Here is a 12,612-nt window from a genome sequence, read left to right as displayed (position 1 = left end):
AAGAATTAACAGATTTCTATTTCTTCTTTGGTTACCGACCGTTCGCAATAATGGCATCTTACTTGGACATCGATTTTGTCGGTTACATGAAATATGGTTTCCATCGGTTCGTTGTTCGTGATGCATTTGGGATTCCCGCAGCGGATAATACCATGCACGATGTCCGGTAGAGATACTTTCCGTTTTTCGATGACTTGGTAATCGCGGATAATATTGATTTGTGCAGCCGGGGCTACCAATGCGATCTTGTTCAAGTCTTCTTCTTTGAAGAAACGGTCGGCGACTTTGATGATCCCTTTTTTCCCTATTTTTTTACTGGCTAAGTTGTTGCCGATGGTAATGCTGTTCGTGCAGTTTTCAAGTCCTAAGATAGATACTACCTTGAATAACTGGCTCGAAGGTATATGGTCGATAACGGTTCCGTTTTCGAGAGCCGCTACTTTTAGTTCTTTTTTTTCGTCGTTCATGATTACCGAAAATAAAAGGGGTTAAACTTCAATTCCTAAAACTTTACAGATAATGGCTTGCCGAGCGAATAGCCCGTTTTTGGCTTGTTGGAAATAATAGGCTTTGGGATTGCTGTCGACATCGTAAGAAATTTCATTAACCCGGGGGAGCGGGTGTAGGATTCTCAGATTGTCTTTGCTGTGCTCGAGCATATTGTTGTGCAGCGTATATACGTTTTTAACCTTTTCGTATTCCATGAGGTCGGTGAATCGTTCGCGTTGAACCCGGGTCATGTATAGAATATCCGCTTGATTGATTACCTCTTCGGAAAATTCGGAGTGTTCGAAGTAGGGAATATGATTTTGTTCACAGAAGAGTTTATACTCGATAGGCATTTTCAGTTCATCGGGTGCGACGAAATGGAATGTGGGATTGAAATGAGACATAGCCATCAGCAGGGAGTGTACGGTGCGTCCGTATTTTAAGTCTCCCACCATAGTGATGTTCAGGTTCGATAGGGAGCCTTGTGTCTTGTAGATGGAATATAAATCGAGCATGGTTTGCGAGGGGTGCTGATTTGCACCATCTCCTGCATTGATAACGGGAACGGAAGAAATTTCAGAGGCATAACGGGCCGCACCTTCGAGATGGTGGCGCATGATGATTAAGTCGACATAGTTGCTTACCATCATGATGGTGTCTTTCAGTGTTTCTCCTTTTGAGGAGCTGGTCGTGCTGGCGTCTGAAAATCCAATGACTTTTCCGCCTAATCGGTTGACTGCGGTTTCAAAGCTGAGTCGAGTGCGGGTAGAAGGCTCGAAGAACAGAGTCGCCACGACTTTACCTTCCAGAATTTTTCGATTGGGATTTTCTTCGAATCGACGCGCTTTTTCGAGAAGATCCAGAATTTCTTCTTTTGAAAAATCGGTAATAGATACTAAACTCTCACGTTTCATCGTCGGTATGATTTGTTTTTATATTACAATGCTCGTTAACAAAAAAGCCAACACGACTATAAAAGTCATATTGGCCTTTTATTTTGTTTCTCTTCAAGAGAATATATTTCTTGGCTATTATAAAAATGCCTGTGCCGTAATGGATTATATGTTTGTTCTTGCCCACTCATTTCACTAAGCAAAGATAGTAAAAAAAGACCGAAAGCCAAGTGTTCAGACATAAAAAATATTCTTTATAAATCTACAAAATGTATTCGGATAAAATATATTTGTTACCTTTGCTTTAACAATTGGCTGCGGATAGAGCGAATGGCTTTTAAGACTTTGTTAATAAATGCATAGATGGAGAGATGAAAGTGGGTAAGTTGAAAAAATCTATCGGGGATACATCGCGTATTGTGCGGTATATGTGGTATGCCTTTGGGGGAATCGTTGTTCTTGTCGTTGCGGCCTTTGCGATGATTGCATGGGGGTGGATAGGATATATGCCGCCGATAGAGGATATGGAAAATCCGAAAGATAAATTCGCCTCGGAGATTTATTCTTCCGATATGGAAGTAATAGGCCGGTTTTATCAAAGCAAGAGTAACCGGGTGTATGTACATTATGATGAAATTTCTCCTTATTTGGTCAATGCTCTTATCGCTACGGAGGACATTCGTTTCAAGGACCATTCCGGCATAGATGTGAAGGCTTTGTTCCGGGCTTTTATCAAACGAGGGCTATTATTTCAAAAGAGTGCGGGGGGAGGAAGTACGATTACCCAACAGTTGGCCAAACTCCTTTATTCTCCTAATGCCGATAATGTGGTGGAACGGTTGTTCCAGAAGCCGCAGGAATGGGTTATAGCTGTACAGCTCGAACGTTTTTATACCAAAGAGGAAATCGTGAATATGTATCTGAATCATTTCGATTTCCTGAATAATGCAGTCGGGATACAATCGGCGGCATACATTTATTTTCATACGGCTCCCGATAAGTTGAAAATAGAGGAGGCTGCGACGTTGGTGGGTATGTGCAAGAATCCCTCGTATTATAATCCCCGCAGGTTTAACGAACGCACGAGGGGGCGTCGTAACACGGTTTTGAACCAAATGTATAAGGCCAAGTATATTACAAAGGCGGAACTTGACTCTTTACAAGCTTTGCCTTTGGAGCTGAAATATACCCGGGTGGATCATAAAGAGGGGTTGGCTCCTTATTTCAGAGAGCAATTGAGATTGATGATGACGGCAAAAAAGCCTGTGAAATCGGAATATCGGGGGTGGGAAGCTCAAAAATTTATAGACGATTCCATTGCTTGGGCGAATAATCCGTTGTATGGTTGGTGCGAGAAAAATGTGAAGGCTGACGGAACCAAGTATAATATTTATACCGATGGGTTGAAAATCTATACGACGCTTGATGCGCAGATGCAACGGTATGCCGAGGAGGCTGTGGAAAAACATTTGGGCGGGTATTTACAACCTCGCTTCTTCGCCGAGAAAAAAGGACGGAGTTATGCACCGTTCTCCCGAAGCATAACTCGGGAAGAGCGGGAGTCAATCTTGGATAGGGCGATGAAGCAGTCGGATCGTTATCGGGCGATGAAAGCGTCGGGTGCGAGCGACGAGCAGATTCGAAAGGCATTTATTACTCCTGTCGAGATGCAGGTCTTTTCGTATCAAGGTTCGATCGACACGATTATGTCTCCATTGGATTCTATCCGTTATCAGAAGTCTTTCTTGCGAGTGGGATTTATGTCTATGGATCCGAATACAGGTCATGTGAAGGCTTATGTGGGCGGTCCTGATTTTACGCATTTTCAATATGATATGGCTTCGGTGGGACGGCGCCAGATAGGATCGACCGTGAAACCGTTCTTATATACGTTAGCGATGGAGGAGGGATTCACTCCTTGCGATATGTTTTTAAATGAACAGCCTACATTGATTACAGAAGACGGGAAGCCCTGGTCTCCTCGGAATTCTTCGAAAGCGCGTGTGGGCGAGATGGTTTCTTTGCGTTGGGGGTTGGCAAATTCGAATAATTGGATTTCTGCCCGATTGATGGATAAGTTGTCGCCCTCGTCATTGGCGAGATTGATGCATTCGTTCGGGATTAAAAATAAGATAGATGAAGTCATCTCTCTTTGTTTAGGTCCGGTCGAGGTCTCGGTCGAGGAAATGGTGACGGCTTATACAGCCTTTTCGAACAAAGGCGTGCGTGTAGACCCTTTGTATGTATCTCGTATAGAGGATAATTTAGGGAATGTAATAGCCGAGTTCACGCCTTCGATGACCGAGGTTTTCAGTGAACAGGCTTATTATCGCATTTTGCCGATGTTGAAAGATGTGATAGATCACGGAACGGGCGGTCGTGTTCGTTTCCGTTATGGTATTACTGCTCCTATGGGAGGTAAAACAGGGACGACCAATAATAATTCGGACGGTTGGTTTATGGGATTTACTCCCGATTTAGTTTCCGGTGTATGGGTAGGAGGCGAGGATCGCTCGATTCACTTCGATGGTATGGCCGATGGGCAGGGAGCCAGTATGGCATTGCCTATTTATGGTCTTTATATGCAGAAAGTTTATGGGGATCAAAGTCTGGGTTACTCACAAGATAGCGACTTCGAGATTCCTGAGGAGTATTCCGATCCTTGTGGCGGAAGTTCATATATCGAAGAATCCGTTACAGCTCCCGTGGAGAGCATAGAGGGGATATTCGATTGATTTTTGCATCGTTTGGGTCGTTTTGACAGATACCTGTGAGGTTCTGTATGTCGGGGGCAATCACAGGTATAATAGCCAGATGAGGACGGGAACCGAAATATCGACGATGATGCCGTGGAAGATGGCGAAGATGACGTATTTTTCTCCGAGGGTGGCGCTGATGAGAGGTAGAGTCGTGTCGATGGAGGTTGCTCCTGCGGCTGTAATCGGGGCTAATTTCCCGCAATAACGGGCAAGTAGCGGAATTGTAAGAAGTGTCAAAAGCTCTCTGCTCAGATTACAAATAAGAGCGGTAGTACCGATGTCGGCTCCTGCAAGCTCGTTCAGTAAAATTGCCGATAGACTGTAATATCCGAATCCGCAACCGATGGCAACGGTTTCCCGTAACGGAACGGGACAGAATAGCGAGAACAGACAACAAGCGGCGATTGTCCCGACGATCGTGGATAACGGTATCAACAAAATCTGGAATTTATATTTTTTGATGGGAGCGGATAGTGCGGTTAAATCACTGCCGAGTCCTATTCCCACCAAGAACATCATGACGTACAGGATATAGAGGCTGAGGGAGTCGTCGCACTCGGGAATTATGCCCCAGTAGGAACAGAGTACTCCCGCCGCAAAACATAACAGAATGATGAGACTATTTTTCATGATCGTTGGTCATCTTCTTTTTTGAATAGGTGACGGTAAACGATCCACGATAAAAATACGCTTCCTGCGATGGATACAACGGAGATTGCGATACCTAAGAGGCCGAGGGTTCCCAGCCCTTGTATAACTTGCGGGTTGCTACCTACCGATAGACCCATCACGAAAAGTAACAAGAAAATAATGTAAATGTTGATTTTGGAAACGAGGGCGGGTATGGCTCGAATATTCCGTAATATATATCCGATCAGAACACCGGATAACATGACTATCATTACACCGAACATGCCGTTGAAATTGAAATAATTTTATTTTACAAGTGGTTGTTTTTTATGTGGATATTTCTCATGTGCTTGGGATATTCTTTCCCGGATAAATATTTGTTGATGTGCAGGACATGGGAACTGTTGTGCAAATCGCTTCCCAGATAGTCTACCATCTGTTTGGAAATCAGCCATTCGGCCACCTCTTTCGCTCTTTTGTTGTAATACCCTGCGAGGGAAAGCAGATTGACTTGAAATTCACACCCTTGTTCATGCAGTTCTTTGTAGATTTTTTTGTCATCGTAATAATAAGCATATCGTTCGGGGTGGGCTAGAATGGGGGAAAGTCCTTTAATCTGCAAATCGAAGACGAGACTTTTGATGTTCCAGAACGGTTGTAGAAAAGAGTTTTCGATAAGGATATGGTTGCCGGGCATGGGTATGATTTCTTCTCTTTGCAGTATGCCCAAAAAGTTATCGTCCATTCGGTATTCTGCGGAGTAGCAGAGTTTAATTCCCAGTTCGTCCAAATTGGTCTCTTGGCAAAGCCGGGAGTATGCCGACCCGATGGTTTGTGGAGTGTTTTCGAATGAAGCCTCGGTCACATGAGGCGTAGCTATGATTCGTTCAAGTCCCCATTCTTTCATTTGATGAATGAGGGCGAGGGAGTGTTCTACATCGGGAGACCCGTCGTCGATACCCGGTAATACATGGCAGTGAACCTCTGTCGTATAGGGTAGTTTGGGAGTATTGTTTTTCTTTTTTAAGAAATTAAACATATCTGAATGGCGTAAAGATTTTATTTGTGATACAAAAGTACGCTTTTTCCTTTGATAATAAGTTAAAGAATATTATTTTTGTATTCTTAAATTCATGTAATGTGAATAGATGTAACACCTATAAAATCAAATGGCTATGTCAAGAAAATTGAAAATCCGAGATCTTACTCTTCGTGACGGGCAACAGTCTTTGTTTGCGACTCGTCTTACCCAAGAACAGATAAACCGCGTTTTACCTTATTACAAGGATGCCGGTTTCTTTGCGATGGAAGTTTGGGGTGGTGCTGTGCCCGATTCGGTGATGCGTTATTTGAACGAGAGTCCGTGGACTCGTCTTAAAACAATCAGTGAAGCTATTGGGGGGGCATCTTATTTAACGGCACTTTCTCGTGGCCGTAATTTGTTCGGGTATGCGCCTTATCCCGATACGGTTCTTGACGGATTTTATCGCGAGGCCGTGGCAAACGGGTTGGGTATCATGCGTATATTCGATGCACTCAACGATTTGAACAATGTAAAATCTTCTGTGGAAAAGATAAATGCTGTCGGGGCGATTTCCGATGGAGCCGTATGTTACACGGTAGATCCGCATTATACCATAACGTTTATGGATCGAGTAAAGGCGTTGTTCGGTAAAAAATTGCCGAAACCTATCTTTACCGATGAATATTTTGTGGAAAAAGCACTCGGTTTTGAAAAGTTGGGTGCAAAGATGGTTACTCTCAAAGATATGGCCGGATTGGTGAATCCTTCTCGAATCGCTTCTTTGATGCCTAAATTGAAACAGGCTTTGAAAGTGCCGGTCGATTTTCATACCCATTGTACACCGGGGTATGGCCTCGCATCGTCGTTGATGGCTGTTATACACGGTGTGGATATTTTGGATACTAATATTTGGTATTTTGGCGGAGGTTCGGCGGCTCCGGCCATAGAATTGCTCTATATTTTCTGTAATAAATTGGGCGTAGAGATGGAAGTCAATATGGCAGCTGTAAGTAAAATACGTGCCGAGTTGCTCGGTATTCGTCGCGAGCTGGCTGCATACGACTTGAAGAAAGACTCGTTCCCCATTGCGTTCGATCCGTTGATCGATAAGTTGCCCGATCATATCGACAAGTTGTTCGATACGGCTATCGAAGCCGCGCGTCAGAATAACGAAGCCGCTTTGCTGGATGCTTGTCATGCCATCGAAGATTATTTCGGATTCCCGAAACCGAATGAGTTGGTGAAGGCTGCGGAGGTTCCCGGCGGTATGTATTCCAATATGGTGGCTCAGTTGAAGCAGCTTAAAGCCGAGCATGTGCTCGATGATGCCATGCGATTGATTCCGAAGGTTCGTTCTGATGCAGGATTGGTTCCTTTGGTTACGCCTACCAGCCAGATTGTAGGAAGCCAAGCCGTAAGCTGTGCTTTGGATAAATTGAAAGGGAATCCGGAATATACGACGGTTTCCAACCAGTTCAAGGCATTGGTGAAGGGAGAATATGGCAAGACTCCGGTCCCTGTCGATCCTAAATTCCGTGAAAAGATTACCGGTAGTCCGATTGAGACTCCGTATGATACGAACTCTTACAAGGCTCCCGAAAATCCTGTGTTGCCGGAGTATGGCAATGTGAAATTGGCCGAAAACGAACAGGAGTATTTGTTGCTAGAACTTTTCCCCAACGTTGCCACCACTTATTTGAAGGGTGTGCGTGCAGCTGAGTATGAGGCTAAGAAACCGGCTGTCGAGGAAGTGAAAGAGGCCGCAGAGGAAGCAGCTCCCGTAGAACCTATAACGGGCCCGACTATCGATGCTCCTATGGGAGGGAAGGTTGTCGAGATAAAAGTGAAGGTTGGAGACAAAGTGAAAAAAGACGATGTCGTGCTGGTGTACGAGGCCATGAAGATGGAGAACGATATACTCTCCACCCTTGAAGGAACCGTGAAACGTATTCTGGTAAAAGAAAACGATGTAGTGGGTACTAACGAACCGTTGATCGAGTTCGAATAATCGGCAGATTGCAGAATTAAAACATAGTCCGGTCGGCGCATCTTTGTCGCCGACCGGCTTTTTTATGAAAAAGTGGAATAAATATTTTTCTAAATGAAAAGTTATCCCTACATTTGCAAGCCATTACGAAAAATCACGCTACCAACGTGAACATTTGATAATAATTAAAAAGACGATATAACAATGAAAAAAGGAATCCATCCTGATAACTACCGTCCCGTAGTTTTCAAAGACATGTCGAACGAAGAAATCTTTATCACTCGTTCAACCGTAGCAGCCAAAGAGACTATCGAAATTGATGGTGTTACTTATCCTTTGGTAAAACTTGAAATTACCAGTTCTTCACACCCGTTCTTCACCGGTAAACAGAAATTGGTGGATACGGCCGGTCGTGTAGATAAGTTCATGAGCCGTTATGGTAATCGTAAGAAGTAATTGATTTTTTTCAATTATATGTTTGTGCCCCGGTTGTCAAATCGGGGCACAGTTTTTTATATGAGGGAGAGATGACCCTGTAACGTGTGGGGTACGGTTCAGTAGAAAATTCGTGGGGGATAAATTTGAATTTTAACGAATGCGATGGATTATATTTCTGTTTCTCCCTTGTGTTGCGTTAGTAATAAGTGAGATACCGACGAAACGGTAGTTTTTGAGGAGAGGGGTTGAAAAGATAGGATAGGATTTTTGATTGTAAGGGTTAACCCCTCCGTCCTTGCGGACACCTCCCCTATATTTTGCTGTGCAAAACACAGAGGAGGAGTTTTAAAATATCTCCGATAGTGAGAATTGAAACACCCCGTAATGCTATGGGACACGGGAAGGGAGGAGGATTAAAATGTCACTACGAATATTCTTTTCCCTTTGTTTGTGGATGAATGGGTTGGAAACCACGCTGCCATCCTTTGCCATCCATTGCAACAGGCATGGAAATGTCATAACTGACGCTACCCTTGAACGGCAGGTGTCTATGAGTTCCAGCCTTTCAAGTCCGTCCAACAGGCGGCGTATGTGCTTCCTGCCCATGTTCCAATGGGTTGAAAGCTGTTCTTCGGAATACTGCGCCTGACCGACTGAAAGCATAAGCGGTCGGTGGAAACCTTTGGACGTGCCGTCCGCAAGAGCCATCCTTGCCAAGAGGTCGCCAAACAAAGTGAAGTTGCCGATTTCCCTGCCGTCATCATCGGTTGTTGTTCCGTGCAGCCATTGCAATGCACCTGCGGAGAATATGAACGCAAATGTTTCAATCCCTGTCGGGCGCAAGAAATTGTATTTTTCCTTGTCCTTTGTATTTTCTTGCATCGTTTGATAAAAGTTATGGGAACGGAATATCGGAAAGTCCTATGGCCGTTTCCAGACATCCCATGCGTGAAAGTTTAACTTGTCCGTTCCTGTGTTATCCGATATCCCGTTCCAGTTTGACATCAGTTTCGGTTTACATTAGCGACGGATTGCGATTGCAGGTGCCCTCGCGCATCCTCCACAGCCTTGAAGTCGGAAGAGATTTTCATCAGCGCGACACTGATGCGGCAAAGCTGGCTTATATCCACAAATCCCTTGACCGCCTCCATCAACTTTTGGGCACGTTCTTGACGGTGTTTCATGACAGCCTCGCTGCTCGTACCATTTTCTTTGGTAAGCCCGTGATTGAGGAAACGGTTGACTGCCAGCATATCGGTTGCTTCAATCGTGCCGATGTCACCTTTTCCCGTGCCGTAGCCAACCATTCCACGGATGGAATCGGCTTCATAAGGGGTGCAGTTGCGCAAGAACTCCAAGATGGTCTGTGCCTTTGCGCTGATAACGGGTCTGCTTTCCTTCTTCTTGGATTCCTTGTTCGCGGAATCAAAAGCCGCAGTATCCTTGATACCCGGCTCCATGTTTTTAAAATTGTCCATAACGGTTGTTTTATAAAAGATTGGTAAATCATTTGTTTTTCTCATGAGCAGCCAGATAGCGTGCAGCCTCGCTGTCGATTTCCTCCTGCGACTTCACCCGTACCCGTTTCATCCAAGCGTCAAGGTCTTCCTTGGCGAAGAAGCAAAGTTTTCCTCCCGGCTTATAGTAAGGGATTGCACGGCGCATCATCATCTTGTAGAGATAACTGGGTTTCAGTCCGAGGTACCGGGCTGCTTCGGTGGTGGTCATTAAATTGCGTTCACTTTCCATATTCATTCGTTTTATAATTGTTACTTGTACCATTGGGAAACCGGAACCTGCTGTTTGTCAGCCTATAGTTTTCTTCTGTTTCCGATGCAAAGTTAAGTTTGACCCGAAGTGGCCCAATGGGGAACAAATGGGGAAAGTGTACAAAAAGGAAATGCGCCATACCGTTGTGTGTGAGCGGTATAGCGCATGGGTATAATGAAAATATATTTTGTCGAATGGGGAAACGGCGGGCAGCTATGGGGTGTTATTCAGCCGTCTTGCATTTTCGATGGCCTTGTCGATGGCTTTACGGAAATTCCGGTTCTCTTCTGTCGCCCCTTTGCCGCAGACATCGCTGCGGTGTTTGTCATAGTAGGACTTGGATATGCCGCAATGCTTCAGGAACCCTTCCGCCCAAAGTCTGCCGCGTTCACGCGGCCTGATGGCCTGTGACACGGAGAACACCATGTAGCAGACACGCAGGTTTTCTTTCGGACGGACGGTAACGGGGCGTGAGGTCGGCTTCAGGTTCATGAAATTAACGAAGTCGCTTCCCGATGCAAACTCAAATTGGCAGTCATTGCATACTTCGTAGATGAACAGGCACAGGGCAAGGTTAACGGTGTCCATCCATAAGGCCGTTTCCTGCAACAGACTTGCACGGCTCATGGCTTGCCCTCCTTCATCCGGTTGATGTCAGACAGGATGCTTCCGGCGATACCATGCAGGCGTTCCACCAGCACGTCAAGAAACATCGGCTTGAAACAATATACGCAGAAATACCTGTCGCGCTCCTGCTGCCACTCGTTATATAAATGGTCGGTTTGTGCGTGAGCCGTGTCGTACTCCGCTTTCTTGGCATCGCATTCATCGGACAGCTTCATGTATTCCTCCGAATCCAACGGCAGGAAATCCAGACGGTTGCTCAGTGCCGAATATTTGCGCCAGAGTTCAGTGGCGGCGGCTTTCGCTTCCTCATAGCGGAGTTCAAACGGTTTCAGGTATTCTTCAAAAAGGGTTTCAAAGTCCACAGCCTGCAATGGCTTCCTGTCAAGGGACAGGTATGTTCCACTCTCCGAAAAAAGGGAGGATGAAAATTTCAGAAGCTGATCCGCGTCCTTTTCCGCCAATGATTCCGCTTCTTCTACAACCGTGTTCGTCTCGCTGAAGTCCCGGTAAAACAGGGATAACAATAGGGCTTGGCCAAAAGAAAGTGAACCTTGCTCGCAAGTGGAGAGAAGCATGTTCACTTCGTGCAACCGTTGTGAAATATTTGATAGCGTACCACTCATAATCATAGAAACATTGTCATATATGCCGGAAGATACAGTATGTCTTCTTCCTTACGCATATCTTTCGTATAAACCAGATATTTGTTTTTTATCCGTGCCGAGAATTTTCTGCAAAAGGCATCCAAGGAAGCATGTGCCTTATAGCCGGATGATTTCACCTCGATGGGACTTACCTTGTCGACTTCGGCTATCAGAAAATCCACTTCGTAGTTATGCTTTCCGCTTTCTGTGGGAAATGTGTAATAGTACAACTCATGTCCGGTGGCTTTCAACATCTGGGCGATGACATTCTCATAGACATACCCTAAATCCGCGCTCAGTTTGTCACTGAGAAGCTTATGATAAATCGTGTTGTCGGTGAACTTCTTATCCCAAAATGCAAGAGTGACGAACAAACCAGTGTCGCCAACGAACATCTTGTATTTGTCCGGAGCTTGATGTAATGCCATCCCCGCACCCGGATCATTGGCATGATAAGCCATGTTGACCACCATTGATTCCTTGATTTCTGAAATGATTTCAGCCAGTTCGGAATTACGTTTGCCATCTGTTGCGCTCCATGCCAGATACCTGTTGGCGTTGCTTGTCAGCTGTGCCGGAATCTGATGGAACATCTTGGAAGCATTGCCGGTCGGATCAATTTTATTGAAATCGTCTTCATACAATGTTATGATGGAACGTTTCACACTGTCTACCTTTTCAAGATTGTTGGTGTCAAGATAGGAGGCCACAGCCTGCGGCATACCGCCGATAAGCATATACAAGCGGAAATCACGCATCAACTTACGGTTCGTGGCATCACCCAAAGAAGTCCTGTTGTGGAAACAACTTTGGAGCAACTTTATCGTTGCGGTATCTCCCAACGCCCACTTGAACTCTTCATAGTCCATCGGAAACATATGGACTTTGACTTCCTCGCTTGGAATAAGAATATCCTTGACGTTCTTGCGGATTGAAATCAGCGAACCTGTTTCTATGTAATCATATCTTCCGTCTTTTACAAGATATTTGATTGCCTGCCTTGCTTTAGGCGCAAGTTGGACTTCATCGAAGATTATGGCGGACTTGCGTTCTTTCAATTCTATACCGTACTCCAGTTGCAGCCGCATGAAAATACGGTTAAGGTCAGATACATCATTGAACAAGTCGCGGATTTCGGAGGAACATGCGGCAAAATCCACCAATATATGGGTGTCGTATTCGTTTGTCGCAAATTCTTCAGCAACGGTGGACTTCCCGACACGCCTTGCACCCTGTATCAGCACGGCTGTTCTGCCCTCATCTGTCCGCTTCCATCGCAGAAGTTCATCGTAAATTTTCCTTTTGAATATCATAGATTGACTTTTATTGATGGCAAAGATAATATGCGCTG

Annotated in this window: 14 protein-coding genes; 3 read left to right on the top strand and 11 right to left on the bottom strand. The window is 45.0% G+C overall.

Annotated features, from left to right (window positions below; genetic code table 11):
• Window positions 1-5: 5 nt before the first annotated feature.
• Both pyrI and pyrB read right to left on the bottom strand, forming a co-directional pair.
• Entirely contained in the window at window positions 6-467 is a 462-nt protein-coding gene (pyrI, locus tag HMPREF9448_RS10635) for an aspartate carbamoyltransferase regulatory subunit (RefSeq protein WP_008862574.1), read from the bottom strand.
• A gap of 21 nt (window positions 468-488) precedes the next feature.
• Window positions 489-1,403, bottom strand: a complete 915-nt coding sequence (gene pyrB, locus HMPREF9448_RS10630) for an aspartate carbamoyltransferase (RefSeq protein WP_008862573.1) — start codon at window positions 1,401-1,403, stop codon at window positions 489-491.
• Between the two features lie 350 nt (window positions 1,404-1,753).
• Between pyrB and HMPREF9448_RS10625 the strand changes: the two genes are divergently transcribed.
• The gene (locus tag HMPREF9448_RS10625) at window positions 1,754-4,117 is read left to right on the top strand and encodes a transglycosylase domain-containing protein (RefSeq protein ID WP_008862571.1); all 2,364 of its coding nucleotides are present in this window, start codon (window positions 1,754-1,756) and stop codon (window positions 4,115-4,117) included.
• A gap of 60 nt (window positions 4,118-4,177) precedes the next feature.
• On the opposite strand, the gene HMPREF9448_RS10620 is transcribed toward HMPREF9448_RS10625, so the two are convergent.
• The 3 genes from HMPREF9448_RS10620 to HMPREF9448_RS10610 are packed head-to-tail and all read right to left on the bottom strand — an operon-like array spanning window position 4,178 to window position 5,810.
• The gene (locus HMPREF9448_RS10620) at window positions 4,178-4,771 is read right to left on the bottom strand and encodes a LysO family transporter (protein ID WP_008862570.1); all 594 of its coding nucleotides are present in this window, start codon (window positions 4,769-4,771) and stop codon (window positions 4,178-4,180) included.
• Entirely contained in the window at window positions 4,768-5,043 is a 276-nt protein-coding gene (locus HMPREF9448_RS10615) for a LysO family transporter (RefSeq protein ID WP_157260369.1), read from the bottom strand. Before HMPREF9448_RS10615 ends, HMPREF9448_RS10620 begins: the two co-directional genes overlap by 4 nt.
• 38 nt (window positions 5,044-5,081) lie before the next feature.
• On the bottom strand, window positions 5,082-5,810 hold the full coding sequence (locus tag HMPREF9448_RS10610) for a tyrosine-protein phosphatase (RefSeq protein WP_008862568.1): 729 nt from the start codon (window positions 5,808-5,810) through the stop codon (window positions 5,082-5,084).
• 136 nt (window positions 5,811-5,946) lie between these two features.
• Between HMPREF9448_RS10610 and HMPREF9448_RS10605 the strand changes: the two genes are divergently transcribed.
• Window positions 5,947-7,803 (top strand): biotin/lipoyl-containing protein, encoded by a 1,857-nt coding sequence (locus tag HMPREF9448_RS10605; RefSeq protein ID WP_008862567.1) that lies wholly within the window; start codon window positions 5,947-5,949, stop codon window positions 7,801-7,803.
• A gap of 183 nt (window positions 7,804-7,986) precedes the next feature.
• Entirely contained in the window at window positions 7,987-8,238 is a 252-nt protein-coding gene (locus tag HMPREF9448_RS10600) for a type B 50S ribosomal protein L31 (protein ID WP_008862566.1), read from the top strand.
• Window positions 8,239-8,607: 369 nt separating this feature from the next.
• Here HMPREF9448_RS10600 and HMPREF9448_RS10595 read toward each other — a convergent pair whose 3' ends face one another.
• From HMPREF9448_RS10595 to HMPREF9448_RS10570, 6 genes are all read right to left on the bottom strand, one after another.
• Entirely contained in the window at window positions 8,608-9,102 is a 495-nt protein-coding gene (locus tag HMPREF9448_RS10595) for a hypothetical protein (protein WP_008862565.1), read from the bottom strand.
• A 122-nt stretch (window positions 9,103-9,224) separates the two neighbouring features.
• Window positions 9,225-9,698: a hypothetical protein gene (locus tag HMPREF9448_RS10590; RefSeq protein ID WP_008862564.1), complete on the bottom strand. Its 474-nt coding sequence runs from the start codon at window positions 9,696-9,698 to the stop codon at window positions 9,225-9,227.
• A 28-nt stretch (window positions 9,699-9,726) separates the two neighbouring features.
• Complete coding sequence (locus HMPREF9448_RS10585) at window positions 9,727-9,969, bottom strand: helix-turn-helix domain-containing protein (RefSeq protein ID WP_007850099.1); 243 nt, start codon at window positions 9,967-9,969, stop codon at window positions 9,727-9,729.
• Window positions 9,970-10,203: 234 nt separating this feature from the next.
• Complete coding sequence (locus tag HMPREF9448_RS10580) at window positions 10,204-10,617, bottom strand: hypothetical protein (RefSeq protein WP_008862563.1); 414 nt, start codon at window positions 10,615-10,617, stop codon at window positions 10,204-10,206.
• Window positions 10,614-11,246, bottom strand: a complete 633-nt coding sequence (locus HMPREF9448_RS10575; protein ID WP_008862562.1) for a hypothetical protein — start codon at window positions 11,244-11,246, stop codon at window positions 10,614-10,616. The genes HMPREF9448_RS10580 and HMPREF9448_RS10575 overlap by 4 nt, the downstream gene beginning before the upstream one ends.
• Entirely contained in the window at window positions 11,243-12,574 is a 1,332-nt protein-coding gene (locus HMPREF9448_RS10570; RefSeq protein WP_008862561.1) for an ATP-binding protein, read from the bottom strand. Before HMPREF9448_RS10570 ends, HMPREF9448_RS10575 begins: the two co-directional genes overlap by 4 nt.
• Window positions 12,575-12,612: the final 38 nt, after the last annotated feature.

The sequence above is a fragment of the Barnesiella intestinihominis YIT 11860 genome, assembly GCF_000296465.1.
GTDB classification, from domain to species: Bacteria; Bacteroidota; Bacteroidia; order Bacteroidales; family Barnesiellaceae; genus Barnesiella; species Barnesiella intestinihominis.
Note: the sequence above shows the minus strand (reverse complement) of the source record. Positions and strands in the feature narration are given on the sequence as shown.

Coding starts and splice junctions, on each gene's coding strand:
- pyrI (WP_008862574.1), bottom strand. CDS start 467: ATGAACGACGAAAAAAAAGAACTAAAAGTAGCGGCTCTCGAAAACGGA.
- pyrB (WP_008862573.1), bottom strand. CDS start 1,403: ATGAAACGTGAGAGTTTAGTATCTATTACCGATTTTTCAAAAGAAGAA.
- HMPREF9448_RS10625 (WP_008862571.1), top strand. CDS start 1,754: ATGAAAGTGGGTAAGTTGAAAAAATCTATCGGGGATACATCGCGTATT.
- HMPREF9448_RS10620 (WP_008862570.1), bottom strand. CDS start 4,771: ATGAAAAATAGTCTCATCATTCTGTTATGTTTTGCGGCGGGAGTACTC.
- HMPREF9448_RS10615 (WP_157260369.1), bottom strand. CDS start 5,043: ATGATAGTCATGTTATCCGGTGTTCTGATCGGATATATATTACGGAAT.
- HMPREF9448_RS10610 (WP_008862568.1), bottom strand. CDS start 5,810: ATGTTTAATTTCTTAAAAAAGAAAAACAATACTCCCAAACTACCCTAT.
- HMPREF9448_RS10605 (WP_008862567.1), top strand. CDS start 5,947: ATGTCAAGAAAATTGAAAATCCGAGATCTTACTCTTCGTGACGGGCAA.
- HMPREF9448_RS10600 (WP_008862566.1), top strand. CDS start 7,987: ATGAAAAAAGGAATCCATCCTGATAACTACCGTCCCGTAGTTTTCAAA.
- HMPREF9448_RS10595 (WP_008862565.1), bottom strand. CDS start 9,102: ATGCAAGAAAATACAAAGGACAAGGAAAAATACAATTTCTTGCGCCCG.
- HMPREF9448_RS10590 (WP_008862564.1), bottom strand. CDS start 9,698: ATGGACAATTTTAAAAACATGGAGCCGGGTATCAAGGATACTGCGGCT.
- HMPREF9448_RS10585 (WP_007850099.1), bottom strand. CDS start 9,969: ATGGAAAGTGAACGCAATTTAATGACCACCACCGAAGCAGCCCGGTAC.
- HMPREF9448_RS10580 (WP_008862563.1), bottom strand. CDS start 10,617: ATGAGCCGTGCAAGTCTGTTGCAGGAAACGGCCTTATGGATGGACACC.
- HMPREF9448_RS10575 (WP_008862562.1), bottom strand. CDS start 11,246: ATGATTATGAGTGGTACGCTATCAAATATTTCACAACGGTTGCACGAA.
- HMPREF9448_RS10570 (WP_008862561.1), bottom strand. CDS start 12,574: ATGATATTCAAAAGGAAAATTTACGATGAACTTCTGCGATGGAAGCGG.